A 26630-nucleotide genomic window follows, 5' to 3' on the forward strand; every position below is an offset into this window, starting at 1 on the left:
GGGTGCGTGCCGGCGGGATCACCCTCAACGGATTCTAGCGGTTGAGGCTCTTGGGATCAAAGGCATCACGCAAGCCATCACCGAGGAAGTTAATTCCCAAAACGGTGAGCATGATGAACAATGCCGGGAAGAACCAATACCACCAAATGCCCAAACTCAAGAATTCGTTGGCGTCAGCGATGATGCTGCCCCACGTTGCCGTTGGTGGGCGAACGCCCAAGCCCAAGAACCCCAAATAGGCTTCCAGAAGGATTGCCGACGCCACGCCAAGCGTTGCCGAGACGATGATTGGGGCAATGCAGTTAGGAAGAACATGGCGCATCAAGATGCGGCTAGGGGGCAGCCCTAAGGATCGTGCCGCCGTGATGTATTCTTGTTCCTTAATGGACAGCACCACTGAGCGCACGATACGGGCAAGGCGCATCCAACTGGTCAAGCCGATGACAAAGATCATCACAACAAGGGTGTTGCTAAATTCCCGATCCCCAATCCGAAAGTCTGAAATTTTATCCGATAACAACTTCACACTGATCAGCGCAATCAAAATTTGGGGAATACTCAACATGGCGTCCACAACGCGCATTAAGAGGGAATCGATAATCCCCCCCAGATAACCCGCCAGCAAGCCAATGCCAACCCCAACGACGATCTGCACGGTGACGGCAGTGATGGCGATGAACAGCGAGATTTGCCCGCCATAGATAGTGCGGATGAAAATATCGCGCCCGATACGATCCGTCCCAAAGGCATATGCCTCTGAAGGCGCTTGCAAACGGCTCTCTGGCACATTGAAATTGGAGTCTTTTTCGCTGTAGACAAACGATCCAATGATCACATAGAGCAGAATTGCCGTCAGCAGCCCGGCGCCAACCATTGCCATGCGGTGCTTGCGCAGGCGCTTCAAACTGCGCCCTAGGTTCGATTGTGCCGCCCCTTTGTCGTCTGCCTTAAGATTCAGAATCGGCGCTTCCGGTGGGGTCGTGTCCCGTTCAGGATGCGAGATAGTGGTCATAATAGATTCCCTTTAACGTCTCGTCTCTAATTGAACCGGATGCGCGGATCAAACCATGTATAGACAATATCGGTGATGATCTGGAAGACGATTACCGCCACACTGAGGAGCATCAGGATCAGCATCATCACGTTGAAATCGGAGCGCTCTAGGCTTTCCGTAAAGAGCCGTCCCATGCCGGGCCACGCAAAGATTCGCTCGGTGACCACTGCCCCGGCGAGGAGCAAGGGAATATCCAAGCCAATGAGCGTGACAAGGGGGAGCGCCGCATTTTTGACAGCATGAAGGCGCACAACGCGGCTTTCAAACATCCCTTTGGAGCGAGCAGTACGGATGTAATCTTGGGTCATCACTTCCAACATGGACGAACGGACAAAGCGCACATAACCCGCCAGTTGGATTGCTACCAAGCAGAAGGTGGGCATGATCATGTAAGGGAAGACGTTGGCAAATGTTTTTGGAGCGCCCGGTTCCCCCATGCCGCCAATTGGCAAGCCATCTAGCCCCCAGCGATCAAACTGCACCCCAAATATGTAAATACACATGAGGGCAATAAAGAAGATGGGCATTGAATAGAAGAAAAACGACAGTCCAGTGACAAGGTTGTCAAACAGCGAATATTGGTAGATTGCTGAGAAAATACCTATCAAAATAGCGAGGATAACGGTGATGATAAATGCCGGCACCATTAGCAAGAGCGTATTCGGTAGACGCTCTTGAATACGCCGGATCGCCGGTGTGCGGGTGATGATTGAATTGCCAAATTCCCCACGTAAAACACCCTTGCGCGTTCCCGCTTCCATAAGCGTCCCATCGCCGCGCACATCGACCATCTGCCAATCGTTGCCGATTAGCCACGTGAGGTATTGCATATAGATGGGCTGATCCAACCCCAAACGGCGGCGGATTTCCTCCCGCTGTTGGGCGTTGGGCTTGTTGCGTGCCTCGCCAAACACCGCCAGCGGGTCGCCTACGGCATTGATCAGCACAAACAAAATAATACTGACAATGAACAGGAGGGGAATGGCTTCGATTACCCGCCGGACAATGAATTTGACCATGCGCTGCCGCCTTGTCCAAAAAATTCTGCACGAAAATGATCTTTTGGGTTGATGTCTAGATATGAAACAGGGACGAGTTTCCCCGCCCCTGTCGTTCACCTCAACGGACTCCTTTGCAGGAGTCCCTATAAGGTGCTTAGTTCAGCTTCCAGTTCACGATGTCGAAGAATTGGTTGCCCACGCCCGACCCAATGCGGGGGGCTTCAGCAAACTTCGACTTCAGGATGCCGTAGATGTCCCCACGCGGGAACAGCAGGATGACCGGTACATCGTTTGCCAAGATTTCTTGAATCTTATCGGCGGCTTCCTGAGCAGCCTTCGCATCGGAGGATGTCTTCGTGATTTCCACGAGTTTATCCATCTCCTCATTGCAATAGCCGCTGTAGTTGTTGCCCGCCGGGTTGTCATCCGTGATCCGTTGGGCGCAGGTCAGTTCCTCGTCCACAGAAACGTTCACGATGTTCGTCAGAACGGTGTTGTTGGCGTATTCGCCGAGGTCAAACTGACCCGTCGCCAGCGTCCCACCATTGGCGAACTGACCGAAGTAGTCCGTCGAGGGGAAGCCTGCCAGCACGGTCTTTACGCCAATTTCAGCAAGGTCTTGTTGGAGAACAGCAATGTTCGCCTGCCGCCAGCCAGCACTCGTGCTGTTCATGCGCAGTTCGAGTTTCACGCCGTCTTTTTCACGGACACCATCGGCACCAAGCACCCAGCCCGCTTCGTCGAGCAGCCTGGCAGCTTCTTCAACATTGCGCCCAACGGTCGTGATGTTCTTGTTCTCGTAAGGCGTTCCGGCATACAGCGAGTCAGTGACAGTTGTCGTCCCACCGAGCAGTTCGGTAACGATCTTCTCACGGTTCATCGCCAAGCGGAGTGCCTGACGCACCTTGACATCACGCAGCGCGGGGTGTCCGGCACCGGGGAAGTCTTCGGGACGCATGTTAATGGTCATTTTTTCGATATAGCCACCGAAGACCTGAACGACCTGAATATCAGGGCTGAGGGCACCGAGTGTACCAGCATCTGCCTGAGCAACGTTCGTCAGGAATTGGACATCGCCCGCCGCCAGAGCAGCCTTCGCTGTCTCAATGTCGGGGAAGATGCGCAGGACGAGACGATCAATGCTCGGCGCGCCGCCCACATAGTTTTCGTTCGGGACGTAGGTCAAGGCTTCGCCACGCGCCCATTCCGCCAGCTTGAAGGGTCCGCTGAAGACGGTGGGGTTCTGGTTTTCTTCTGCCTGCTCTAACGTGCCTTCGGCTTCAAAGACGGGCTTGTAGACATGCGCTGGCAGAACAGCGGGCAGCCCTTCATTGGAAAGGTGCTTGGCGGGGAAGGGCTGAACGTCCTTGAAGGTCAGCTTGACCGTCAGATCGTCCACCTGCTCCACCGATTCCAACGCCGCAGCAGTGCTGGCGGCTTGGGCAAAGTTGTTCTTCTTTTCCATGATCATCTGGAAGGTGAACACGACATCTGCCGCCGTCAGAGGCGCACCATCGCTCCACTTCAGATCGGGTTTCAACTTGACAGTGTAGGACTTCAAGTCAGCGGCGATCCCGCCGTTCTCAACGGTGGGAACTTCGGCAATCAAGACGGGGACGGGCGTGCCGTTCTCGTCAATGTCGTAGAGCGTAGCGACGCACAAGTCCATCGCCCATTGCCCAAACGCCATTGCCGAATAATACCCGTTGAGGGTATCCGGCTCTTGGGAGAAGCCAACAACCAAGACCTTCTCACTTTGCGCACGCACATTGCTGACGACGGGAAGTGCCGCCACCAAAAGCGCAGCTGCAAGAGCGAGGGTAAGGAAGAATTTGATACGAGAGTTCACGTTCTTTGACCCTTTCTGCAAAATGTACTTCTTTCGGGGCGTTTTAAGGAATTTACCCCGGTGGCGCATATTCTCACAGATGCGTAACGATTTTGCAAGCCTTATGCGTCTAAAGCGATAGTTAAGATATACTTTTCTGATGAGCGAATCATTAGAAAGTTCGTTTGGGGCGATCCTTGAACAGGTTGGGGGCGAGGCGTTCAAAGCAGCGGGATACACGCTTGATGCCAATTCACTCCAGCAAGGGCGAGGCTTATACCGCTATCAGAAGGCGCTTCCCGACGGGGCAACCGCCTACCTTGAGTTTCAGGTGTTGAATTACGGTGGGCAAGCCCCCTCCCGTTTTCGGCTCTCGCTCTTACGCAATCGTGGCGTTGAGGCACGCGATAACAGCGATCCGGCGCGGGTGGAGATCACCCTAAGTCGCTTGCTGTGGGATCAGTTTACCGTCCGTGTTTTAGACGGTGCTGATCATTGGTGGCTGTTCCGCACCTCGCACGAATTGGGAATGGCGATTGCCGCCGCGGGAAAGCTGCTCTTTGGCTTTGGGATTCCCTGGCTAGAGGGGACACTGATGCCATAGCCGTCCGATCCTCAAGGGGATGGTGTTACGATTTTCCGCGTATCGGTTTGGGGGGCGTTCGCGGCGGACGGGGATTCGTTGTATCCGTCTCCCTCGTGCGTTCTTTTTTAGGAAGTTTGCCGTCGATCTCTTTTTTCCACAGTTTCGCTTCCCGCGTCCGTTTGTCATTGGCGGGGAAGTACATAAGCGCCTTTTCGATGGACTCACTCGCCCGTTCAAAATCATTGTTATAGAAGGCGGCAGCGGCGCGGTAGTACCATATCTCTGGGCGGCGCGGCTTGAACTTCAGCGCGGTATCAAAGGCGAGGAGCGCCTCTGCCATATAGCCTTCTTTATACTTCAGAATACCCATCCCATAATGGGCAAGCCAATCACGACGGCTCATCTTGAGCGCATAGGCGAAATCGGCAGCCGCACCCGTCACTTCTCCCCGCGTGATGTAATACATGCCCCGTGTGCTGTAATAGGGTCCGAAACGGGGGTCAAGGTAAATTGCCTCGGAAATATCCAAAAGGGCATTTTCAAGGTCGCCCTCATCATAATGTTTTAGGCTGCGCATGTAGTATTGTTCGGCGGTGATGCGGCTCACCCGTGCTGGAGTGTTGTCGGGGGTACTGCCCTCGGCTGGAATAAACGCCGCTTGGCTGGTCGTTTTGGCAGGGGTGGGTTTCACAGGCGGTGGCGGCAGCGGTTTGTTCGTCATTCGCCTTCCTCCACATGGGTGCGCGGGATCAGCGGCAGCCGAAAGGCAAACCGCGCCCCGCCTTCCGGTCCACTATCCACCCAAATACGCCCGCCGTGTGCTTCCACAGCAAGACGGCAGAAGGTCAAGCCAATGCCGCTCCCGCGCCTTCCGCGAATGTTTGACCCTGGCACTTGGACGAACATTTCAAAAATGCGAGTTCGGTAATCAGGCGGGACACCTTTTCCCGTATCGGTTACGGAGATGCGCAGCGCTGGCTCATCGTTGGGAGCGCTAGGCGGGAGCAGCGCGGTTTCCAAGCGGACTTCCCCGTTTTTGGGTGTGTGGCGGAGCGCGTTTTCAACAAGATTGGTCAACACCCGCCGAATCAATTCTGTATCCGCTGTGATGAGGGGAACATCGGCGGGGACGAGACTCAAGAGCCGGATATCTTCTGCCTTTGCCAGCGTAAGTTTTGCATTGACAATCCCTTCGGCAATATGATGCAGGTTGCATACCTCGCGCCGAGGGATGAGCGCCCCCTCTTGGAGTTTGTTAATGTCAAGGAGCGTATCAACGAGTCGTCGCCCATCTTGGGTGCTGGAAAGGGCAACATCAAGGAGCGTTTCAAGGTCGGCATCGCCAATGAGTTGGACAATCTCTTTCGCCATCATCACCGAGGTTTGGATATTCCCTAAGGGGCTGAGCAGATCGTGATGCACCATGCGGGTCAGGCTCTCTTGCATTTCTTTGAGGGCTTTTTCCTCGGTAATATCACGCAGCACGATTAGGCGTCCATTCAACCGCCCCTCGTTGGTAAACACAGGGAGTGTCGTTTCCTCGATCTCGCGGGGTTGTTTGCCGCCAAAGCTATATTCGCGACGAGTCGGGGTACTGGGTGTGGCGCGAATTGTCTGAAGAATGTTCTGCAGTTGGCTTTTCCAAAAAGCAATGTTTGGCGAGCCAATCTCTGCTGGCGCACGGGCGGCAACCCGTAGAATGTTTTTCCCCGTCATCTTGCCTAGCGGATAACCGAGGAGGTGTTCGGCGGCGGGGTTGACCAGCGCCACACGCCCCTGCGCATCGACAAGAATCACGCCATTTTGCGCCCAATCTAAAACGAGTTTCATCCGATCCCGCGCCAGACGAACTTCGTCAAACAAGCGGGCATTTTCAATGGCAATAGCTGCCTGACCGGTGATCAATTCAAAGAGCCGTATGTCAATATCGGTGAAGTGATGAACGTCCCGATAGGTGATCACCATGACGCCAATGACGCGATCCCCGCGTTTGATAGGAAGGCGGGCAATCCCTGTGTAATTCTGATTATCGGGGGAGAGCGTCGGCTCAAATTGGCGAATATCTGGGATCAGGAGCATTTTTCCATCGCGGGCAACCTGATAGGTACGCCCACGCCGATTTGGATGCTTTGCCTCTACATTTTGCCGCCCATCCAGCCACAAGCTGGCGCTGAACTGAAGGCGATCTTCCGTGTTTTCATAGAGGTAAATATGAACATCTTTGGCGTGCGAGATGATCAGCGTGTATTCGGCAATCAAATCCAAAACATCCCGAATCGTCGTCGCTGAGATGAGTTCCAACGAGAAATTGCGCAGTTTGACAAGCGTCCCAATTTGGGTATCGCGTTCCTCGAACAACTGGGCATTGTGAATGGCAATGGCGGCGTGCGCCGTCAGATTGGTGATGAATCGTTCATGAGTCTCGCCAAAGGCATTGGGGGTTCGGCTTTCCAGCGAGATCGCGCCTATGGCAGTGTTGTCTTGGAGGATAGGCACACACAATTGTGTTCGTATCCCCGGCACGGCAGAGGGAAGATAATCGTTATCGTGGCGAACATCGTGGACATGAACCATGTGCTTTTCGCGCAAGGTTCGCCCGATGATCCCACGTCCGGCGTCAATCAGGGCGGTCACCGTTGCCGAACTGCTCACCCCGCGCTGGCGCTCCACCAAACTAAGGCGATCCGGCGACTCCGGCAAACGGAGGGCAATTCCGGCAAGGTCAGCGCCGGTGGCATTCAGGGCAGCGTTCAGAACATCGCCAATGACCGAATCGAGATCAAGCGCCCCCGAAATCTTGCGCGAGATCAGTTCAATGGTGGTCAGTTCATTTACCCGCTGCTCAAGCGCCATATCCATTTGGTTGAACAACTGCGCGTTGCGGATAGCGCTGGCGGCTTGGTTCACCATCGCCTCAATCAATTGCCCTTCACCGGGGGCTTGGCTGTGTTCGGTTTCATGCCCAATGAGGATCAACCCAAAAACGGTCTCCCCGCTAATCATGGGAATCAGTTGGGCGTGGTGTATTTTTGCCCGCCGCAGCATCTCTACATCGTCAGCATTTTGGGGCAGCGTGATCGGTGCCGCACTGCGAATGGCTTTCATTGCCGAGGTAGAGGCGGGGGTAATCGACTCAAGGGCAATTCCCCGCGCCCCAATACAGCGCAAACTGCCATCGGGGTCTATCAGTTGAAGGGAAAGCGCATTGGGAGCAGCCACTCTCGCTAAGGCATCAAAAACCGTCTCGGTGACGCGGACAAGATCAAGCGAAGCGTTGAACATCCGCGAGGATTCGTATAACTGGGTAAGCTGCCCAGCCCGATTTTGGGTATCCCGATGGAGACGGGCGTTAGCAATGGCAGCCACCACCTGATTCGCCAAGGTGGACATGATCTCCAGTTCAGATTGGGTGAAGGTATGCGCCTCGGTATAGAAGACGGCGAGGAAGCCAACCCCCTGCGCACCGGTCACCAGAGGGACCGCCATCAAGCCCATGTAGCCTTCGACCTCGGCAAGGGTTCGCCAGCCGCGCCCGCGTGGGTCGCTGTGAACGTTGGCTATTGCCATAGGCTCACCACGCCGAAGGAATTCTAAGGGTCCGCGCCTATCCCCGCGTGAAATCTCCCGCAGTTGGGCGGTGAAATCTTCGCCCAAGCCGATGGAGTATGCCAAACGCAAGGCGGATTCCGATTCGTCATTGAGGAACACGCCAACTTTATCGGCAAAGCCGACCTCAATAACGACATTGCAAATGCTGTGCAGCACCGTTTGAAGATCTAGCGAGGCATTGACCAACGAGGAGATATGATTTAGGAGGGCGAGTTTATCCGCCATCTCGTAAACACGGTTGTAAAGGTTCGCATTGCGCAGCGCAGCAGCGGCTTGGGTTGCCACCGTGGCGAGGACTGTTGCCCCATACTCTCCAAAGGCATTTGGATCGGTATTGCTTTGGATCGAGATCACCCCAAAGGTTTCGTTATCCGCCCGCAGCGGGACTGCGGCAAAGCAGACCGTGCCAGAACCAAAGGGCTGCATCCCCATCTCAATCAAACGCTGGCGGACATCCTCAATGGTGCCTTGAATGAAAAGGGGCTTTCCGGTACGGATCACATATTCGGTGATCCCGTTGGTCATTTGGCGCGGTTCCCACGCTTGGCGAATACCGTTGAACATTGCCAGTGGGAAGCTAATCACATCCGTTTCATGGTCAACAAGGGCAATATAAAAGAGCGGCGCCCCAACGAGGGCGTGAATCTGTTCGTAAATCTTTTGCATCAGGTCTTCGGGGGCAAGCGTTGCCGAAAGCGCCTGACCGATGCGGTTGATCGTCGCCATTTCCTCAATGCGCTGCTCCAATTCGCGGCGGGAGCTTTCCGCTGAACGGAACAGGGCGGCAATGAGAAGGCTGCCCATCGAGAGGAGGATGAACCCCGGAAGTTGCCCATCATTCAAGCTGAGCGCTTCCAAAAGGGCGATGGGCATGGCGAATAGTTCGATCAGAAAAAAACGGAACAGCGTTTGCACAAGGCGCTGTGACCCGCGCATCATCGGCAGTGGCGTGCAGAGCAAAATAATGGTCACATAAAGCAGCGCACGGGCAAAAAAGAGGAGAATAAACAGGCTGAAGGAACTAGGCAATAGCGTAATGGCGGGCAGTTCCCCCCCCAACCGAGCATACAGCCATCCAGCTAAAAGGGTGGACACAGCGCTTGCGCCGCCGTTAAAAAGACAAGAGATAACCGCTTGGGAGAGGGTGTGTTGGGTAAGCGTCAGCCGTTTGCCAAGCAGCCCCCGCCCTACTTCAAACAGCGCCGCCCCAAGAAAGCACACCGTAAGAGTGGGCATCTCCCCAAAGGAAAGGAATAACGCCATCGGCGCTACATTTTGAAAGCCAGTGTAAATCCCTGCCTGTACCCGAAACGAAAGCAGCGACAACCCAGCATACATCAGCGCATAAAAGAGAATTCCACCCACTGTAGGTCCGGTGAGCGGTAAGGATTGTTCTTTTGGAAAGAGGAGGATAGGGATTAAAACCGCCAAACCGGTAAGGAAAATTGCCATTGGGAGACGGGGAAGAATCGCCCGTGCCGCACCTTTGGCGGGTGGCGGTTCAGCCGCGAGTACAAGTTTACCCGCATAGGTTTCGGACGGCGTGATTCGTTGTCCCATAGCGAATTAATTGTACATGTATCTACAGATTTTTGCTGATCGTTTTTGATTACACCAATGCATTGTCCACATTAAGCCAACCATTCTCAGTAACACACCTTAGGCAGGTGGGGTTGCTTCCCCTGTGCTTTGACAAAGAAGCAGCGCGAGGGGAAAGCCCCCTCAAAAACCGGATTTTCCCCTCTCCCGCGTAGCAGGAGAGAGGGCTAGGGGATGAGGGTTACCTTCTCAGGTGCAATAGATACAAGGATAGATACATAGCGCATTTTCAAGACGATTGTCCCTTAGGGATGGATATGCCGGCTCATCGCGCTATACTTATCGATTGGGGCAAGTTGTGGTGATCAAAGGATAAAACAACTCCGCTCGTTACTTCTTGTAAGAAAATTGGTTACCATTCAACCAGCAAGATTCCTGCACTTAAGATTGAGGCATGATCGATCTACCCGCCCTGATCCGCGAACGTTTGCCCCTCGGCACAACCCACCTTCTCGAAATTCTCGCTGCGGAGGGGGAACGGATGGGGGTTGAGGTCTATATTGTTGGTGGATTTGTCCGCGATCTTCTTTGGGGAACGCCCAAACTTGATCTAGACATCCTGATCGTCGGGGATGCTCATGCCTTTGGCGATTCCTTTGCGGCACGTTTTGATGGGCAATGGCACAAGCATATCCCCTTTGGTACGGGGCGCTGGCTGCCCGGCAAAGAAACCCCACAGCGAACAGGAATTCCCCGTTCAGAACTTCCTCTTTTTTTCGATTTTGTCATGGCGCGGCGGGAAACCTATAGCCGTCCGGCGGCGCTCCCCACCGTAGAAGGCGGCAGCCTTGCCGATGATCTGTTTCGCCGCGATTTCACCATCAACACACTTGCCATGCGCCTCAGCCCGCCGCCCTTTGGGGCGCTGAGCGATCCTCATGGCGGTTTGGCAGATTTCAGGGCGAAGGTGATTCGTGTCTTGCATGATCGCAGTTTCATCGATGACCCCACGCGCTTGTTTCGAGCGGCACGCTTTATGGTGCGCCTTGATTTCACCCTTGAGCCACACACAGCGGGCTTAATTCCGCCCGCTTTGTCCGTTGTGAATGCCCTCACCTCGGCACGGATTCGCCATGAACTCGACCTCATTTTTCAGGAAGCGTTTCCTGAACGGGTAATGCATATCCTCAATCAATGGGGTGTCTTAGGCAATCTTCACAAAGGATTAGTGTTTCATGAGGAGATGGCAAATCACTTTGCCCAAGCGCGAGAGTTTGTGAAAGACCCACCAGCGGGCATGAGTCCTCCCCCTCTTGCTGCGCTGTTGTGGGCGTTGTGGGGGAGATTCGTGGCTGATCCGGCAGCCTTTGCCGCACGCCTGGCGTTGGATCGTCAAACGACACAGCTTTTGATGGCTGTTCACAAAGCAGTGACACTGTTTCCGGCGTTGGATGAGGCGGCGCTGACGCCGAGTGCGGTGGTTGCCCTGATTGAGTCGGTTAAGGAAGGCGTATCTGAAACTCTTTATGCGGCGATGCTCCTTCTTTCCCCTACCCCTCTTGTCAAGCGTCATGTCGTTTGCTATGCTACACAATGGCGTTTCACCTACGCTCACCTGACGGGTGACGATCTGTTGGCAATGGGTGTCCCACGCGGACAACAGATTGGGGTCTATCTCCAACGGCTGCGGACGGCGCGTTTAGACGGTCTGCTAAAAAGCACGGACGATGCCCCCCAAGCCACAGAGGAACGCACATTGGTAAGGCAGTGGTTGGCTGAGGAAAAAACAGACCAGTCTTAGTTTGTATGACCCTATGACCAGCACCACCCCACGTACTTTGAATATCCAACTTCAGATCACCTTTCGGCTTGCCGTGAAAGACGATTTGCCCAAGTTGGAATGGGGTGGGGAATACAAGCACTTCCGGCGCGTCTTTCAGCGCACCTACGAAGAACAGCTTGCCGGTGAACGGCTCATGCTCTTGGCAATCTGCAATGATTACCCCATCGGGCAAGTCTTTATGCAGCTTGAAAGTTGGGATCGGATGTTCTGGGACTTTCGCAAACGGGGCTATTTTTACTCCGTGCGTGTCATGGAGGCATTCCGAGGGATGGGCTTAGGGACGGCAATTCTGCATGAGGCTGAGCAGGTGTTGATCGAACGGGATTACCATTCCGTCAGCATCGCCGCCGCACACACAAACACTGGCGCACGCCGTCTTTACGAACGCAATGGCTATCGTGTTGTTGCTGAAGATTCTGGGCGGTGGAGCTATGTCGATCACGAGGGACGGACACAGCAGGTGAACGAACCGTGCTGGATACTCGAAAAAACACTCCGTCCATAACACTTGAGACTAGGTAGAGGTAGACACTGACTATGACGATGAAACCAACGATCAGCAAAGACACCATGCGCGATGTGCGGATTGTTCGCTGGCGGGGTGGGCAGCACCCTACACAGCAGACGATCAGCGGGCAGATGGAGCGCGAAGGGTTACGCCCTTATGCGTGTGCACACGGACCGAATGCCCGCCTTCCGATTCGCAGTCACGGCTTTCACAAAGTCCTCTATTGTGTGGAAGGCGCTTTGGAGATCGTTTTCCCCGATATGGAACAGCGTTTGATCATGCGCCCCGGTGATCGCCTCGAAATCCCTCGTGGGACTCGTTATGCAGGAATCATCAGTATTCATGGCGCACGGCTTTTAGAAAGCGTCGCTGTTACTTCCCTGTTGTCCTAACCCCCCACCTTCCTAATGAACACACCTCGCCGCCCTGACGATACCGACGACACCCCGCCGGATGATCTCTCGCGGCGGGTGCTGCTCCCCAAAGCGCCGCCACCTTTCACCGTAAACAGAGGATGGCTGTTCATCGTTGCCGCGCTGATCATCCTCGCCGTTGGGCTGGTCTTGATTAACCTCAACGTCCTTCCCCCTGTGGTGATGACCTGGCTTCCCCTTGTCGTCCTCCTTCCCGCGCTTTTGATCATCCTCATTGCGGTTGCCCGCCGTAGCCCGCGTGGGGTGCTTGGTGGGGCTGCCCTTCTGGGCATTGCCCTTAGTTTGCTTTTGGCTGCGCAAGGCGTTGCCGCAGTGGGATCTACCCTCGTGGGGATTACGCTGGTCACTGTTGGGGCGGGGTTGTTCTTGCGCGGGTTGCTGCTGCGCGGGGCATAGAATCGTACCCCTCGGCGTCTTGTCTCAACCCCTTTCTTGTGTTCTTCTTGCACACTATCGGGTAAGGTTCATATCCTTTAACGCATCCAATAGAATACGCGAGAGATAAAATGCGCCCTCTATTGGGTGCGCCTGTATTGGGAGGTCTGTGTGAGTAAAAAAGTACGTGTAGCGATCATCGGCGTGGGGAACTGTGCCTCCTCACTGGTACAGGGTGTCCATTATTACCGTGATCGGAAGGTGGGTGATTTGGTGCCCGGGTTGATGCATGTCGAACTCGGCGGCTACCACATCCGTGATATTGAATTCTCCGCCGCCATTGATATTGACGCGGATAAAGTAGGGAAAGACCTCAGCGAGGCAATCTGGGCGGGGCAGAACAATACAGTCAAGTTCACCGATGTCCCTTTCCTCAATGTTACTGTGCAGCGCGGAACAACGCTGGACGGGTTGGGGAAATACCTCTCACAGCGCATTGATGAAGCCCCCGGTGAGCCAGTGGATTTGGTGACGCTCCTCCGCGAGACGCGCACCGATGTCGTCGTCAACTACCTACCAGTGGGAAGCGAACAAGCGACACGCCACTATGTGGAACAGATTCTAGAGGCGGGCTGCGCCTTTGTGAACTGTATCCCCGTTTTTATTGCCCGCGAACCGGAATGGCAGCAGAAATTTGCTGAGCGTCGTCTACCGCTCATTGGCGACGACATTAAAAGTCAGGTGGGGGCAACCATCGTCCACCGCCAATTGGTGAATCTGTTCAAAGAGCGCGGCGTGATTGTCGAACGGACCAGCCAACTAAATGTCGGCGGGAACATGGACTTCTACAACATGTTGGAACGCTCCCGCTTGGAGAGCAAGAAAACAAGCAAAACGAACGCCGTCACCAGCCAACTGCCTTACGATCTGGGCGAGGAAAATGTTCATGTCGGTCCAAGCGATTACGTGGCGTGGCTGACAGATCGGAAATGGGCGCATATTCGGATTGAGGGGCGCACCTTTGGCGATGTGCCACTTAACCTTGAACTGAAATTGGAAGTGTGGGATAGCCCCAACAGTGCCGGCGTCGTCATTGACGCTGTGCGCTGCGCCAAACTGGGCTTGGATCGCGGCTTGTACGGCACGTTGGAAGGTCCTTCCGCCTACTTCATGAAATCACCGCCTATTCAGCACGCTGATGATCTGGCGCACGATCTGACGGAGGCTTTTATCGCTGGTGACCCGAAAGCGAACCTTGTCCAGACCGGCGACGACGTTTTTACGCTGGCGACGAATGGGGCGAATGGGCATTACCCCGCCAACGGCAAAAACAGCAACGGGCATTCCTAATCCCGCTTAGACACCCCCTTGACAGGTGTCAGGGGGGGCTACCTGCACGCGCATCAGATTATCAGATTATTCCTCTAGCAAACGCACCAATTCGGGAAGTGCCTCTCCTGATGGAGCGCGAATCACCACATCTGCCATCGCCTCAATCTCGTCTGGGAATGGGTTGACATCAATGACCGTCGCCTTCCCCCACCGTTTCGCTGTATAGGGCAGTGAGGCGGCGGGCTGAACCATCCCCGACGTACCAACCACCAGCAACACATCACAGGTTTGTGCCAAATTCGCCGCCCGATGTAATGCCTCAGCGGGCAGGGCTTCGGTAAACCAGACAATATCGGGGCGGACATAGGCAGTTGTGCAATGCGGACAGCGGGGCGGGACTTCCGCCTGATCCCACTCGAAGGAATCAAGATCAACGGATGTGGGCGCACCCTGACAATCGGCAAAGCACTTGAATTTTGTGATATTCCCATGCAGTTCGATCACATCGGTGCTGCCTGCGGATCGGTGCAAGCCGTCTACATTTTGGGTGATCACGACGACCTTGCCAAAGAGGGATTCCATCCTGACAAGGGCGTAATGCCCCGGATTCGGGGTGACCTTTTTCAGCATATCACGACGATAGGCGTACCACTCCCAAACCAAGCGTGGATTGCGGCGGAAGGCATCTGGTGTGGCAAGCTCTTGAGGGTCGTAACGCGCCCATAAACCCTCTTGGGCGTCGCGGAAGGTTGGCACGCCCGATTCCTTCGAGACACCCGCCCCGGTGAGAACGACAACCTGTTTTGCCCCTCGAAGTGCGTCCGCCGCCTGGCGAAGGGCATTCGCAAAATCATTGATAGGTGTCACGCCAACAGCCCCTCTAGCTCCGCCATCATCTCGCTGTGTTCGGCAAAAATACGGCGCACCGGTTCAAGCAAGACGATCAGCGCCTCTGCCAAACCGCCCTTCAAATCCATCACATGGAGGCTGCCATCGGCATAGGCGGCTTTGAGATCATCGAGCGTTTGGTAGTGGACGTTGCCGCCGTTTTCCGGTTTCCGCTCAATGGTTAAGCCGTCTGGCTGGTTATTAAACACGAGGTGGTGCGCCCAATCGAGGACGGGGTTGAATTCCATCCCTTCGTTGGCGGGCGGACAAAATGCCTTCCGAATCTTCTTGCGAATCTCGTCCGGTGTGTCATGAATAAAGACTGCCGAGGCGGGTTTCGATTTGCTCATTTTCATCTGGGTGCGCAGTTCGCGCAGCCGTTCTTCGTTAACGGGCCACTCTGGGGGTTTTGCCAAGCCAAGCAGCAAGTGATGGTGAATGGCTATCGGCTTCATTTTCTTGCCGCTGGCATCCGTCATGGGCGAAATCGTCAGCGCGTTTGCCACGTCACGGGCGATCACATGTGCCTTGCGCTGATCGATCCCACCTTGTGCGATGTGCGCTTCCAACATAAACACATCGGTCACTTGCATGGGCGGGTAGATCAGCTTGGCAAAATCAATCGATTCGCCCTCCGTGCGCCCCATGATGCTGATGCTGCGCACGATGCGGTTGAGCGTTGTGTTTTTGCTTACATCGACCAATGTTTCCCAGTAGCGATCATTGTGATGGTAGAACTCTGAGCCGAGGACGAATTCGAGATCGTCGGGGTTTCCCTCTAGTGCGGCGAGGCACGCCCGCAACCCAACCTGAAAATACCCCCGCGCAATGTACTTGATCTTCTCTCGATCTCCGCCCAGTTTGTCGTTGATCCAGGTGTGCCAATCGGCAAGCAAGACGCGGCATTTCACACCGGCGTGTTGCAAATCGCGCACCTTTTGCATACACATCAGCCCCGTGCCGAGGTGAAGTTTTCCCGAAATTTCCAAGCCAATGTAGTGTTGGAGCGTCATCCCCTGATCGAGCAAAGCGGGGAGTTCCTCCGCGCCAATGACTTCCTCAAGATTGCGCGTGATCAACGCAACGCGCTCAGCAGTGGTCAAGGTCGGTGTAGCCGTCATGGGGTCTCCAAGAAGTGAATCGATCTGGGCAAATAGTATGTTCATTATAGCGGGGTGGGTATAATCCTCGGTAGAGTCACTTTGCCTCACAAACGCCCCACACAGAGAACGGAAAAACCTTTATGCGTGGTCTATTGGTTGCTATCGATCTGGAAACGACAGGCTTGGATGCCCGTACCGATCAGATTATTGAGGTTGGCGCGGCGAAATTCCAAGATGGCGAAATGATCGAAACCTATACGACCCTTGTTGACCCCGGCGTGCCGCTCTCGCCGCGCATCACGGAGATCACTGGGATCAAATCGACGGATTTATATGGCGCTCCTAAGATTGTGGAGGTGCTGCCGCGCCTCATCCGTTTTGTGGGGGATGCGCCACTGGTCGGGCATAATGTCGATTTCGACCTGCGCTTCTTGCACAAACAGAAAGTTCTTCTAGCAAACCCTGCCATTGATACCTATGAGCTGGCGGCGGTGCTGCTCCCAACGGCGGCACGCTATAACTTGAACGCGCTTATGCAGCTAATGAATATTGAGCCTGAAGGGGCGTATCACCGCGCCCTCACCGATGCCATTGCCGATGGGCGGCTTTATTTCGCCTTTTGGCAAAAGCTCTTGAAAGAATTGCCCATTGGCGTCCTTCGGGAGATCGCTTCCCTTGCCGCGCCGCTGCCATGGAAAGGGACGCTCGCCTTTCAAGCGGCGGCGGCGGTGCGCGAGGGCGAACGTCCCGCTGCCCAAGATGTCGTGGCAAAGGCATTTAGCACCCCTGCCCCCGCGCCGCAAGCATTAACGCCTAGCGATACCGTCATTCCCGATATTGAGACGCTCTCGCTGAACCTTGCCTTTGCCCTCCCTGAGGACACCCCCCCCGCCGACTTTGATTCCCAAGCATGGATGCTGCGGGCGGTGACTGGTGCCTATCAAGGAAACGGAAAGGTCTTGATCGAAGCAGACGCGGGCAACCCTGCCGCATACCTACTGCCAGCCGTAGCCTGGGCGCGGCGCGGTGTGCGCACCCTGATCGCGGTGGGGACAAAACGGCGGCGGCGCGATCTGCTTGCCCCTCATGGAGGGATTGCGGCGGCTCTGAAAGCGTTGAACGCCGAGGATATTCGCGTCGCCGCCATCCGCCCGCGTGGGGAATACCTCTGCCCCGCTCAGGTCAACCAAATGCGGGCGCACGGAGCAACGACGAACGATGAACTACGCCTTCTTGCCAAAACACTGGTCTATTTGGCGCTTGGCGGGCGGGCGGCGGAAGAAGAACTCTCTGTGCGCGGGCTGAGCGAAGTCTTGGCCTGGACGCAGTTAAACGCGGGCGGCTGCACGGGTGAACGCTGCGAATCCCTGATGAAGGGTGTTTGCCCCCTCCATCGTGATCGTCAGGCGGCGCAAGGGGCGCACCTCTTGATCACCGATCACAAGACGCTGGCGGCGGATAAGGCAAATACCGATCCCTTGATTCCCCCCGCCCCCCGCCTGATTGTAGACGAGGCGCGTCTCTTTGAGGATAACGGCACGGACGCCCTTCGGTTTCGGCTGGATGCGCAGAAGATCAAACGGGAGATGCTCACCCTCGGCAGGCGAGATCGCGGCTTGCTTGGGGCGATCCTCACCATTGGGGAGGGAACACTCCCCGAAAAAACCTTCAGCGGCTTGGCAAACGGGATTGGGAATCTGGCCGATGCCTCTGCCGATATGCTTCACCAAATGGATATTCTCTTTGCTGCCATTCGCCATTTCCTTGAAAACACGGCGGACGCCCGCCCCAACGAATTCTCTGCACAGGTGATCCTCACCAATGGGCTGCGGGGAAAAGCGCCCTACAGCGCCGTCAACGCCGCTTGGGAGACGCTTGGGGAGTACATGAAGGCGCTCACCGATGTGTTGCCCAGTTTGGTGGGGCGCTTGCGGACGCTCCACGAAAAGCACATCCTCCCCCGTTTTATCGAGATCGCCGCTGGCTTGGAACGCCTGATCACGATGATCGATACCTATCACCGTTGGCTGGAGTCCTTCATCGTCGGGCGCGACACGAACGCCATTTACTGGGCGGAGATCATGCCCGGCAGCGAACGTCCGGGGATGCTGCTGCATAGTGCGCCGCTGAGCCTTGCGGCGTTGTTTACGCGCCACATTGCCGCCAACACAGAGACAACCATCCTGACCGATACGCGGCTGCGTGTCGGTGGCGAGATCAGCTACCTACAAAAACGATTGGGCGTCCTCGATTTTGATCTGCAAACGATTCCCTCCCCCGCCGCCGCCGCACCAACGATCCTCCTCTACACCCCCTCGGATATTGCCGAGAGTAAGCAAGCGGACGCCTATCAAAAACAGATCGCCAAAGGGATCATCGAATTGGCGGCGGGCGTGCCTGGACGCATCCTTGTTATGTTCACCGGCGTGACGCAGCTTCGCCAAACCTCACAGGCGGTTGCCCCCCGTTTGGCGTTGGGCAATATCCCACTCCTGAATCAGGCGGATGGCACACAGCAAAGCAGTCTGATTGAGCAGTTCCGCTCAGTAGATCGGGCGGTGCTGCTGGCTACCCGATGGTTGTGGGAAGATGCCGATTTGCCACCCGATGAGATTGCCGCGTTGATCATTATCCGCCTCCCCTTCGCCCCTCCCGGTGAGCCGATCATTGCCGCACGGGGCGATACTTACGGTCATGAGGCGATGGTTGATTACACGATTCCTCATGCGGTGCTGCGCTTCCGGGGCGATTGTGATGGGTTTCTTCAGGGGCGGCGTGGGCGAGGCGTTTTAGCTGTCTTTGATAAACGCTTGATCACAAAGGAATATGGATCGGCGTTTGTGGATTCCCTTCCCCCCGCCCGCGCTGTTTCTGGGGCGCTGGCAGAACTCCCCGAAAAGGCGCGGCTGTGGCTGGCGGGCGAGGCGGTGTAGGATTCGGGTAGGGGTGGTGCTGTGTGAATAACTATCTCACCTTACGCAGTGGAATGTGTTTACCTCGTATGCATGGATAAGGGGTAGATTGAGGGGGGAAACCCCCTCAAAAAATGCATTCCCCCTCGTGTAGTGGGAAAGGGAGTGAGGGTCTGTGCGTAAGGTGAGTAACTATTGCGCTTGGCTGCATGGGCTGAATTCTCGTGATTTACCCCATCCTGGCTCCCCCCACATCACCTAACCAGAATCGGGTACAATCCAAGATGATTGCAACCTGAATTGATCCCACATAATCACCTTAAAGGGGGCGCACCGCGCTGAGGCTATGCGAAAAGTACTGTATATCTTGGGGCAGTTGAACGACGAAGATGTGGAATGGCTGGCAGAGGTGGGGCGGCGCGTTGATCTTGACCCCGGTGCAGTGTTGATCAAAGAGGGATCACGTCTCACCGAACTTCATATTGTTCTCAGCGGTGTCTTAGCCATCTCTGCTCAGGGGCGGGCGTTGGCAACACTTGGCGCGGGCGAGATGCTCGGTGAGGTGTCCTTCGTTGATTCCCGCCCCACTTCGGCAACGGTGACGGTGGTGAACAAAAGCCGCGTCCTGTCTATCCCCATCCCTGATCTTCATTCTAAGTTGGGCAGCGACCCCGAATTTTCCTCACGATTCTATCGCGCCCTCGCTGTTTTCTTGGCATATCGCCTGCGCGACTCAACGGTCATGCTTGGCTATAGCTCCGGGCAAGGACCGATTGACCGCACGAAAGATGCCAGCGATGAACTTGATGATAACGTCATGGACACCCTTTGGTTGGCGGGCAGCCGCTTTGAGCGCCTCTTAAAGCGGTTGGATAGCGCGGGCTAGTAGTCCATCAAGAAGATTCCTAAAAGAACCCCAATCCCTCTGCCCCCTTTCTCCGCGTGCGGGGAAAGGGGGAAAGACGAACGGCGTCTTTTGCCTTTTAAGCCCCGAAGGGGTGGTTACTTTTAGCCCGCTGCTTTAGTAGCGGCGGGCGCTCACGGGCGGCGATGGACGCAATGCCTTGCGCCCCTACGAGAATGACACGAATTGCCTTCCTGACGGACTACTAGTCGCCGCCTCTAGACTTCCCCTCTGTCGTATATCCAGAAAGACGGAGTGGTGCTTGTGCGGTATGGTCTATCCAACAATCGGCAGATCGCGCAGGCTGACTCCTTCAAGCGTGATGTAGGCGGTTGAAACCCACCCCGAAATACCCTTATAGGTGATCAATACCCACCCGCCCGTTGTATTACGCCCATAGACGGGGAGGATATTTCGCGCCGGAACACGCCCAATGCGGACAAATGCCGTTGAGGGTCCAAGCCGAATATTCAAGTTATAGCGTATACGGGCGGTGGCAAGCGCTGGTCCGGGTAAGACAGCCCCCGTCACCTGTTGGCTGCGATCAATCCGATCTGGCATGAGGCGCAGCGCGGCGACATCCCCTTCCCAATCCCCACGACGCACCCAGACCAAATTTTCCCCACCGACATAAAGTGCTACCCACGAGGAATCGGCGTTCCGATAGAGGGCGGTGAATTCCCGTTTGGCGGGAACGGTTAGGGGCAGTGGGTCGCTATCCGGCGCGGGGTAGAGGATGCTCTCTGTGCGCGTCGTCCCTTTTACCCCCTCCGCCAAAAATTCGGCAAGACGTGCCGCCGGATTTGCCGCCGGAAAGCACATACTCTCGGTGGCAAGCTCTGCCACCACCCGAAGCGGGCGAGCGATCATATCGGTATCAATGACACGGAAGCGAAGCGGGTTTGCCGTAGGCACAGCCCCTGCCACAAAGGGCAAACTGACGACGAACGCCTGATCGCTCACCCCCACTTGCCGTGCCGAATCTTCGCTGTAGAGAAGCTGCCCTCTGCCATCGATCACCTCGAAACGAAAGCGGTCAAACCCATCTTGATCAAGGGTGACGCCCGTCACTGCCACATCCACCGAGAAGGTGCGACAAGACGCCTGAAAGCGCTTGATCGATGCCATGGGGGCGGCGGCATTGGCGGCGCTCAGCGGGGCTGCTGTCAGTAGCAGCGCGGCGATAAGAAGGTACGTCAGGCGGACACGTCCGATGCGTAGAGTGGGCATCATCAATCCCTTTCAACACAAGATTTTCATGAGAGTTTACAGGGAAACCCCTATTCATACCTGACGCTTGCCCACCGTCCCCCGTTATAATGAGCGCCGATTGTTTACCAGGAAGGCATTGTCTTTTCTATGCAGCGAATCAATTTTTGCCCTTGTTGTGGGGCAGCCATCAGCGAAGGCGAACTGTTTGGACATCTCCGCCAATACTGTTCGGCTTGCGATTACATTCACTACCTAGACCCCAAAGTAGCGGCGGCGATCTTCCTTGAAGTGGATGGACAGGTGCTGCTGGTGCAGCGCGGCGTTGACCCCGAACGGGGCAAATGGGCGCTTCCGGCAGGGTTTGTCGAGCGCGACGAAGACCCCGCCCTTGCCGCCGCCCGTGAGATGTTGGAAGAAACCGGACTGATGGTCACCATCAGCGGGCTGCTGAATGTGTTGTTTGATAGGGGCGTGATCGTTTGCGTCTATGGGGCGACCATTACAGGGGGAACGCTCCAAGCCATGGACGATGTTACCGATGTGGGGTGGTTTCGCCCCAATGACATTCCCACCCTTGCCTTTGCCAGCACCCACCAATTGGTTGGCGACTGGCAAGCTCGCCAAAAAGCGTGATCCGCATCGCTCAGACCAAGGCGACACCGCTCCCCGCGCCGGGTTTTGCCTTATAGACCGTCGGCGTCCGTCCGGTGATAGCCTCGTATGCGGCTGCCACCCGTTCCCCAAAGAGCGCCGCCAGATCGTCCTCGACAAGGGCGATCACCGCGCCACCAAAGCCGCCGCCCATCATTCGCGCCCCGTAACATCCCCCTTCGCGCTGCGCCAAATATGCCATGATGTCCAACTCCTTGATGCTCACCTCGTAAAGGTCGCTCAGGCTGACATGGCTTTCGTTCAGCAGCCGCCCCGCCGTCGGCATATCGCCCCGTTCCAGTGCCGCCACCGCTGCTAATGTACGAGCGTTTTCGTGGATGGCGTGCGCCGCACGGAGGCGGTGTGGCGTTGTTTGTGTCAGCGCGGGGAGTTTGCCGATGTCCCGTAGAAACATATCCGGCGTCACATCACGCAGCGCCTTCACCCCAAACAGCGTTGCGGCTTCCTCGCTATGCCGACGGCGGGCAGCGTATTCGCTATCGACCAATTCACGTCGCGTCGCCGTATCGAGCGTTAGGATCGACACCCCCGCCGGAATTGGCACGGGCGTTAGGGTGGGGAGACCGCTTTCCGGGAGGCGGCAATCGATCAAGATGGCGTGTCCGGCTTGCCCCACCGCCGAGATCATCTGATCCATAATCCCTGAGGGAATCCCCACAAACTGATTCTCAACATCGACGCCCAAAAGCGCCTTATGGGGCTGGGAAAGGGGAATCGCCAACATCGCGGTGATCACTTCCACCATGGCCACTTCCACCGCCGCCGAGGAACTGAACCCACCGCCGCGTGGCACATTCCCAATGATCGCCATATCCATCCCCCGCAGGGTATACCCGCGCTTGCCGAGGATGAAGGGGACACCACGCGGATAGCGCGTCCAATGGGGAAGGGTGGGGTCTTGGAGGGTATCTAGCGTGAAGGTGCTAAATCCATTGTAATCGAGGGAGAGGACGTTAATGACCCGATCCTCGCGGAGGCGTGCGGCAACATAAATGAGCTTATCAATGGCTGCCGGCAAAACATAGCCATCGCTGTAATCGACATGCTCTCCAATCAGATTCACACGCCCCGGCGCATAGCCGAGATGCGTAGGGGCATAGCCATACTGTTTTTCAAAAGCGGCGCGAACAGCACCAGCGAGATCAGTCAACATAGGCGTGAAGAAATCCTTTCTAAGGTAATTTTGGACTCTTGGGTTTACTCGCTGGCGCAACGGCTGCTTTGCGGCGGCGTCTCGTCGGTGTGTTTCGCCGTTTACGCGCCGTTGGTCTGCTCCCCCCCCGTGCCTTAAGCCGTTTTGCCCTTGCCACTGCCCATTCTTCTAAATCTTGCAGCGATTCGGCAAGATAGACGTTCAGACGGGTAAATTGCGCTTTCAATGCCGCTGCGTGGCTGCTCACTAGTTTTCGCGCACGCATCGAGGCATCTTCCATAGAGTTGGAGAGCGCATCATCGCCAAATTCGGCGGCGAGGTCAAGGTACAGCCCAAATGCCTGCTTGCGCTTCATGGCGCTAAGGGCAACCCACCCACTTTCGGCAAGGCTGGCAAGGCTGGCGGTGTCGGGCAGAATCGCCATGACAATCACCCGCGCCTCTTGGAGCGCTTGCACCTCTTGGCGGCGGGCGCGTTCGTCCCACTCCCCTACAGCCGGATCAAAACAGGTAATGCCTGCCTCGGCACACGCTGCCTTGATCGGCTCACGCCAGCCGCTGCGCCCGATTGTTCCCATTAAGAAAATATCGATCATCCGCCTCCCCCTCCCGATTTCCCCGATCCTACACCCCAAATTCACTCTGCACGAGTTCTAATGTTCCTACGATTCCCGATAACTCGCTGATCAATACAACAGCCCGAAGCGCCTGTCGAACATCCATAAAGCGCACGGCACGCCGAAAACTTTCGGGCAGCGAGGCAATCTCCCCTCGAATATGATCAATGTTTGGGGCGGCAGCGACGATAATCAGGCGTTGGACGGTGGGGTTGTTCTGCGCCCGCTGCAAATTCAAAATGAGCGAATCGACCGATCCTCGCCGCTGCACCTCAAAGACATAGGTGATCACCCCCAGATTACCGATCCGCGTCTGCCAAACGACATCCACCCGCGATCCCCGCGCAATCGTTTTCTCTTTTTCGGCGCTAAAGCCAAGCCACTGCCCAATGTTGACAAGGTGTTCCACCACCTCATCATGATCAAAATCCGGTGCGGCGTCCTCTGTGGGGGGCGCGGGCGGTGCTTCCGGCGGTGTCAGGCGCTCTCGCGCTGTTTCCCAGACGGCAAACAAAAAGTAGTTCACGCCGAGGTAATCCAATTCCTCAATGCGGTGAGCGGCGAGTTCTGCCTGAAGTGCGGCTAAGAGATCGTTGAAGGCGCTGTACTCCGCCCCACTGATCTGCGCTTTGCGGAGGGCGGGAAATGCCTCGCGGAACCCGAGCAGGTCAAGCGCTGCCCGCGCCATATCGTTCCATAAACCACACTGTTCAGGGTGAACGAACGCCAAAATCTCGGTGATGGACGCCGCGCCAAGCCCTTTCACTGCCCGCCGGAAGGCATCGTAGCGGGCGGGGAGCGCCGCCTTGCCCCACAATACATTTCGTAAGGCATCAATCAGGACGGGAAGGGTGTTCTCGCGGATCAGCTTCTCCACAAGGTAGCCCTTGTTCCCCCACAGGCGGCTTGACCACAACGCGCTAATCACTTGCCCAAATTCCAACTCCCCCATCGTCCGCAGCGCCTCTAGGGAGAGCAATCCGCTGTAGAGTTCCCGACGGGCGCGGTATTCAAGGATATTGGCATCCGTCTCGGCGTCGTCAAGGTAACGACGAAAGACAGGCACGAAACGGGCAATAGCTTCTTGTTGCAGGGGAGAAAGGCGCGTCGTCACCGGTGGGCACTCCCGCTGAGCCATCCCCTACGGAGGGTAACCCACCAAAGGGGGATAAGAAGAAGGCTGCTCAGCGCGAGATGAAAGCCGACGAGCGTTCGGTCATAGTCGGCACGGAGAAAGGGGGCGGTCAGCAGCAGACCGCTGAACGCATAGCCGGTTAGGAAGGGAGCGGTTACCCGCAGCCCCCACCGCCGCCGCCAAAGGTAGCCATAACAGGTGATTCCCAAAACACTTCCCCATCCAGCGTTGAAGGTAAGGCGACCCCAAAGGGGAAAGGCGCTAGATAACGTTGGATAGAGTGGCGCATCCTGCACCGCCCCCCAAACGCCGATCCAAAGGGCAAGGGATGCCCCGCCAAGCAGCACAGCAATCCACAATGGGCGATCATTCATGGCGTGGATTTTACCTGATCAGAGGAGGGAGGGGATACCAGGTTAGGAGCAAAAGCAGCTATCGCTGGCAACCTGCCCCACATTGATCCTTTCGCCGCTCTGCGGTATTGTTTCGGATATCTATCAGGAACATACACAATGATCGTCGTCATTGACTCCGGTGTTGCCAATTTGCGCAGCGTGGCTAACGCGCTGAACTTCCTCGGTGCATCGATGCACATCACCGATACCCCCGCCGAACTGACCCGCGCCGATAAAATCATCCTTCCCGGCGTTGGCGCGTTTGAGGCGGGGATGAATACTCTCCGCGCCCGCCACTTTATTAATCCGCTGCGAGAGTATGCGGCGCGTGGCGTGCCGATCCTCGGCATTTGCTTGGGGATGCAGTTGATTTTTGAGCGTAGTGAGGAAATGGGCGATCATGAAGGCTTAGGCTTGATTCCGGGCAGCGTGGTTCGTTTCCCACCAGGGGAAAAAGTGCCGCATATGGGCTGGAATCAACTCACTATCCAGCGCGAGTCGCCCCTTGTGGTGGGGATCAACGATGGCGCTTATGCTTACTTCGTCCACAGCTACTATGCCCAAACTGCCCCGGAGCATGTCATTGCTGCCTGTGCGTACTCGGTTAGCTTTCCGGCGGTGGTGGCGCGGGGCAATGTCTATGGAGCGCAATTTCACCCCGAAAAAAGCCAAACGACGGGGTTACAATTGCTCCGTAACTTTATGGTCATGTAACCCACACAGGAAAGAAGGGGACGGACGATGATCATCTACCCGGCTCTTGATCTACGCGGGGGGAAGGTAGTTCGCCTCAAGCAAGGCAATCCAAACCAACAAACTGTCTACAGCGACGACCCTATCCATGTCGCAGACCGTTGGATTGCCGCAGGCGCAGAGTGGCTTCATGTGGTGAACCTTGACGGCGCGTTTGACGAGGAGAACGGCAACGAACAAATCGTTGAGGAGCTTTGTGCAACCGGCGTCCCAATCCAGTTCGGCGGCGGGTTACGCAGCCTTGAAGATATTGCCCGCGCCTTTGATCTGGGCGTCACCCGCGTTGTCTTGGGAACAATGGCAGTCCAAGACCCGGGCAGTGTTGAGGCGACCATTGCCCGCTGGCATCCTGACGCGGTGGCAGTAGCCCTCGATGCCCGCGATGGAATCGTCACCATGCGTGGCTGGCAAGAAAACGCCGGCATTACAGCGCTCGATCTCGGCAAACGCATGACGGCACTAGGGGCGCGGCATGCCCTTTACACCGATGTCAGCCGTGATGGGGAGCTTTCCGGCGTGAATGTAGCGGCAACAGTGACCCTTGCCCGTGAAACAGGCTTGCAGGTCATTGCCAGTGGTGGTGTCACCTCTCACGGGGATGTCGTCGCCTTGCAGGAAAGCGCCCATGTCGCCGGCTGTATCTTAGGGACAGCCCTTTACGAAGGGTTGGTTGATCTGGCAGAAGCCATTCGTTTAGCGCGGGGCGAATAGCTTCCTTATTTTGGCAAAGGCATCCATCCGCCTATCTCTTAGGGTGATGGATGCCGGATATACGCTT

23 protein-coding genes are annotated in these 26630 nt (G+C 56.1%); 11 read left to right on the forward strand and 12 right to left on the reverse strand.

All coding sequences use genetic code 11. From position 1 onward, the window contains the following. Window positions 1-34: 34 nt before the first annotated feature. The 3 genes from HS103_16060 to HS103_16070 form a co-directional block, all read right to left on the reverse strand. Window positions 35-1012 (reverse strand): ABC transporter permease, encoded by a 978-nt coding sequence (locus HS103_16060; protein ID MBE7514314.1) that lies wholly within the window; start codon window positions 1010-1012, stop codon window positions 35-37. 26 nt (window positions 1013-1038) lie between these two features. Beyond that, a complete protein-coding gene (locus tag HS103_16065; GenBank protein ID MBE7514315.1) occupies window positions 1039-2073 on the reverse strand; it encodes an ABC transporter permease in 1035 nt (344 codons plus the stop codon). Window positions 2074-2209: 136 nt separating this feature from the next. After that, window positions 2210-3904 carry a peptide ABC transporter substrate-binding protein gene (locus HS103_16070; GenBank protein ID MBE7514316.1) on the reverse strand — a complete coding sequence of 565 codons (1695 nt, stop codon included), beginning with the start codon at window positions 3902-3904 and terminating at the stop codon, window positions 2210-2212. A 139-nt stretch (window positions 3905-4043) separates the two neighbouring features. Here HS103_16070 and HS103_16075 point away from each other — a divergent pair, with 139 nt between their 5' ends. Beyond that, window positions 4044-4487 carry a hypothetical protein gene (locus tag HS103_16075; protein ID MBE7514317.1) on the forward strand — a complete coding sequence of 148 codons (444 nt, stop codon included), beginning with the start codon at window positions 4044-4046 and terminating at the stop codon, window positions 4485-4487. A 25-nt stretch (window positions 4488-4512) separates the two neighbouring features. On the opposite strand, the gene HS103_16080 is transcribed toward HS103_16075, so the two are convergent. Then, window positions 4513-5190, reverse strand: coding sequence for a tetratricopeptide repeat protein (locus HS103_16080; protein ID MBE7514318.1), 678 nt, complete (start codon window positions 5188-5190; stop codon window positions 4513-4515). Beyond that, window positions 5187-9638: a GAF domain-containing protein gene (locus HS103_16085; GenBank protein ID MBE7514319.1), complete on the reverse strand. Its 4452-nt coding sequence runs from the start codon at window positions 9636-9638 to the stop codon at window positions 5187-5189. The genes HS103_16080 and HS103_16085 overlap by 4 nt, the downstream gene beginning before the upstream one ends. 433 nt (window positions 9639-10071) lie before the next feature. Between HS103_16085 and HS103_16090 the strand changes: the two genes are divergently transcribed. From HS103_16090 to HS103_16110, 5 genes are all read left to right on the forward strand, one after another. After that, window positions 10072-11418 carry a CCA tRNA nucleotidyltransferase gene (locus tag HS103_16090; GenBank protein ID MBE7514320.1) on the forward strand — a complete coding sequence of 449 codons (1347 nt, stop codon included), beginning with the start codon at window positions 10072-10074 and terminating at the stop codon, window positions 11416-11418. A 13-nt stretch (window positions 11419-11431) separates the two neighbouring features. After that, on the forward strand, window positions 11432-11965 hold the full coding sequence (locus HS103_16095; protein ID MBE7514321.1) for a GNAT family N-acetyltransferase: 534 nt from the start codon (window positions 11432-11434) through the stop codon (window positions 11963-11965). A 32-nt stretch (window positions 11966-11997) separates the two neighbouring features. Next, the gene (locus tag HS103_16100; protein ID MBE7514322.1) at window positions 11998-12360 is read left to right on the forward strand and encodes a hypothetical protein; all 363 of its coding nucleotides are present in this window, start codon (window positions 11998-12000) and stop codon (window positions 12358-12360) included. Window positions 12361-12375: 15 nt separating this feature from the next. Further along, window positions 12376-12798: a hypothetical protein gene (locus tag HS103_16105; GenBank protein ID MBE7514323.1), complete on the forward strand. Its 423-nt coding sequence runs from the start codon at window positions 12376-12378 to the stop codon at window positions 12796-12798. Between the two features lie 150 nt (window positions 12799-12948). Further along, window positions 12949-14127, forward strand: coding sequence for an inositol-3-phosphate synthase (locus HS103_16110; GenBank protein MBE7514324.1), 1179 nt, complete (start codon window positions 12949-12951; stop codon window positions 14125-14127). Between the two features lie 66 nt (window positions 14128-14193). Here HS103_16110 and HS103_16115 read toward each other — a convergent pair whose 3' ends face one another. Both HS103_16115 and HS103_16120 read right to left on the reverse strand, forming a co-directional pair. Beyond that, the gene (locus HS103_16115; protein MBE7514325.1) at window positions 14194-14967 is read right to left on the reverse strand and encodes an NAD-dependent deacylase; all 774 of its coding nucleotides are present in this window, start codon (window positions 14965-14967) and stop codon (window positions 14194-14196) included. Between the two features lie 5 nt (window positions 14968-14972). Next, the gene (locus HS103_16120) at window positions 14973-16118 is read right to left on the reverse strand and encodes a tyrosine--tRNA ligase (GenBank protein ID MBE7514326.1); all 1146 of its coding nucleotides are present in this window, start codon (window positions 16116-16118) and stop codon (window positions 14973-14975) included. A 122-nt stretch (window positions 16119-16240) separates the two neighbouring features. Between HS103_16120 and HS103_16125 the strand changes: the two genes are divergently transcribed. Together HS103_16125 and HS103_16130 are read left to right on the forward strand one after the other, a co-directional pair. Continuing rightward, window positions 16241-19033 (forward strand): hypothetical protein, encoded by a 2793-nt coding sequence (locus HS103_16125; protein MBE7514327.1) that lies wholly within the window; start codon window positions 16241-16243, stop codon window positions 19031-19033. A gap of 325 nt (window positions 19034-19358) precedes the next feature. After that, window positions 19359-19898, forward strand: a complete 540-nt coding sequence (locus HS103_16130) for a cyclic nucleotide-binding domain-containing protein (protein ID MBE7514328.1) — start codon at window positions 19359-19361, stop codon at window positions 19896-19898. 294 nt (window positions 19899-20192) lie between these two features. Here the strand turns inward: HS103_16130 and HS103_16135 are convergent, their stop codons facing one another. Further along, entirely contained in the window at window positions 20193-21146 is a 954-nt protein-coding gene (locus tag HS103_16135; protein ID MBE7514329.1) for an SH3 domain-containing protein, read from the reverse strand. 129 nt (window positions 21147-21275) lie between these two features. Between HS103_16135 and HS103_16140 the strand changes: the two genes are divergently transcribed. Then, the gene (locus tag HS103_16140; GenBank protein MBE7514330.1) at window positions 21276-21761 is read left to right on the forward strand and encodes an NUDIX hydrolase; all 486 of its coding nucleotides are present in this window, start codon (window positions 21276-21278) and stop codon (window positions 21759-21761) included. A gap of 10 nt (window positions 21762-21771) precedes the next feature. Here HS103_16140 and galK read toward each other — a convergent pair whose 3' ends face one another. The 4 genes from galK to HS103_16160 are packed head-to-tail and all read right to left on the reverse strand — an operon-like array spanning window position 21772 to window position 25078. After that, complete coding sequence (gene galK, locus HS103_16145) at window positions 21772-22953, reverse strand: galactokinase (protein MBE7514331.1); 1182 nt, start codon at window positions 22951-22953, stop codon at window positions 21772-21774. A 19-nt stretch (window positions 22954-22972) separates the two neighbouring features. Continuing rightward, the gene (locus HS103_16150; protein MBE7514332.1) at window positions 22973-23548 is read right to left on the reverse strand and encodes a hypothetical protein; all 576 of its coding nucleotides are present in this window, start codon (window positions 23546-23548) and stop codon (window positions 22973-22975) included. A gap of 28 nt (window positions 23549-23576) precedes the next feature. Next, complete coding sequence (locus HS103_16155) at window positions 23577-24683, reverse strand: hypothetical protein (GenBank protein MBE7514333.1); 1107 nt, start codon at window positions 24681-24683, stop codon at window positions 23577-23579. After that, a complete protein-coding gene (locus tag HS103_16160) occupies window positions 24680-25078 on the reverse strand; it encodes a hypothetical protein (GenBank protein MBE7514334.1) in 399 nt (132 codons plus the stop codon). The genes HS103_16155 and HS103_16160 overlap by 4 nt, the downstream gene beginning before the upstream one ends. A 138-nt stretch (window positions 25079-25216) precedes the next feature. On the opposite strand from HS103_16160, the gene hisH reads away from it, so the two are divergent. Together hisH and hisA are read left to right on the forward strand one after the other, a co-directional pair. Further along, a complete protein-coding gene (hisH, locus tag HS103_16165) occupies window positions 25217-25813 on the forward strand; it encodes an imidazole glycerol phosphate synthase subunit HisH (protein MBE7514335.1) in 597 nt (198 codons plus the stop codon). Between the two features lie 27 nt (window positions 25814-25840). Beyond that, on the forward strand, window positions 25841-26563 hold the full coding sequence (hisA, locus tag HS103_16170; protein ID MBE7514336.1) for a 1-(5-phosphoribosyl)-5-[(5-phosphoribosylamino)methylideneamino]imidazole-4-carboxamide isomerase: 723 nt from the start codon (window positions 25841-25843) through the stop codon (window positions 26561-26563). The last annotated feature ends 67 nt before the right edge of the window (window positions 26564-26630 follow it).

The sequence above is a fragment of the Anaerolineales bacterium genome (assembly GCA_015075625.1).
Lineage (GTDB): Bacteria > Chloroflexota > Anaerolineae > Aggregatilineales > UBA2796 > UBA2796.

Bases quoted from the DNA above. Each gene is read 5' to 3' on its own strand.
- HS103_16135 (MBE7514329.1), bottom strand. From the start codon at position 21,146: ATGCCCACTCTACGCATCGGACGTGTCCGCCTGACGTACCTTCTTATC.
- HS103_16065 (MBE7514315.1), bottom strand. From the start codon at position 2,073: ATGGTCAAATTCATTGTCCGGCGGGTAATCGAAGCCATTCCCCTCCTG.
- HS103_16140 (MBE7514330.1), top strand. From the start codon at position 21,276: ATGCAGCGAATCAATTTTTGCCCTTGTTGTGGGGCAGCCATCAGCGAA.
- HS103_16160 (MBE7514334.1), bottom strand. From the start codon at position 25,078: ATGAATGATCGCCCATTGTGGATTGCTGTGCTGCTTGGCGGGGCATCC.
- HS103_16130 (MBE7514328.1), top strand. From the start codon at position 19,359: ATGCGAAAAGTACTGTATATCTTGGGGCAGTTGAACGACGAAGATGTG.
- HS103_16125 (MBE7514327.1), top strand. From the start codon at position 16,241: ATGCGTGGTCTATTGGTTGCTATCGATCTGGAAACGACAGGCTTGGAT.
- hisA (MBE7514336.1), top strand. From the start codon at position 25,841: ATGATCATCTACCCGGCTCTTGATCTACGCGGGGGGAAGGTAGTTCGC.
- HS103_16060 (MBE7514314.1), bottom strand. From the start codon at position 1,012: ATGACCACTATCTCGCATCCTGAACGGGACACGACCCCACCGGAAGCG.
- HS103_16080 (MBE7514318.1), bottom strand. From the start codon at position 5,190: ATGACGAACAAACCGCTGCCGCCACCGCCTGTGAAACCCACCCCTGCC.
- HS103_16095 (MBE7514321.1), top strand. From the start codon at position 11,432: ATGACCAGCACCACCCCACGTACTTTGAATATCCAACTTCAGATCACC.
- galK (MBE7514331.1), bottom strand. From the start codon at position 22,953: ATGTTGACTGATCTCGCTGGTGCTGTTCGCGCCGCTTTTGAAAAACAG.
- HS103_16100 (MBE7514322.1), top strand. From the start codon at position 11,998: ATGACGATGAAACCAACGATCAGCAAAGACACCATGCGCGATGTGCGG.
- HS103_16105 (MBE7514323.1), top strand. From the start codon at position 12,376: ATGAACACACCTCGCCGCCCTGACGATACCGACGACACCCCGCCGGAT.
- HS103_16085 (MBE7514319.1), bottom strand. From the start codon at position 9,638: ATGGGACAACGAATCACGCCGTCCGAAACCTATGCGGGTAAACTTGTA.
- HS103_16090 (MBE7514320.1), top strand. From the start codon at position 10,072: ATGATCGATCTACCCGCCCTGATCCGCGAACGTTTGCCCCTCGGCACA.
- HS103_16120 (MBE7514326.1), bottom strand. From the start codon at position 16,118: ATGACGGCTACACCGACCTTGACCACTGCTGAGCGCGTTGCGTTGATC.
- hisH (MBE7514335.1), top strand. From the start codon at position 25,217: ATGATCGTCGTCATTGACTCCGGTGTTGCCAATTTGCGCAGCGTGGCT.
- HS103_16075 (MBE7514317.1), top strand. From the start codon at position 4,044: ATGAGCGAATCATTAGAAAGTTCGTTTGGGGCGATCCTTGAACAGGTT.
- HS103_16150 (MBE7514332.1), bottom strand. From the start codon at position 23,548: ATGATCGATATTTTCTTAATGGGAACAATCGGGCGCAGCGGCTGGCGT.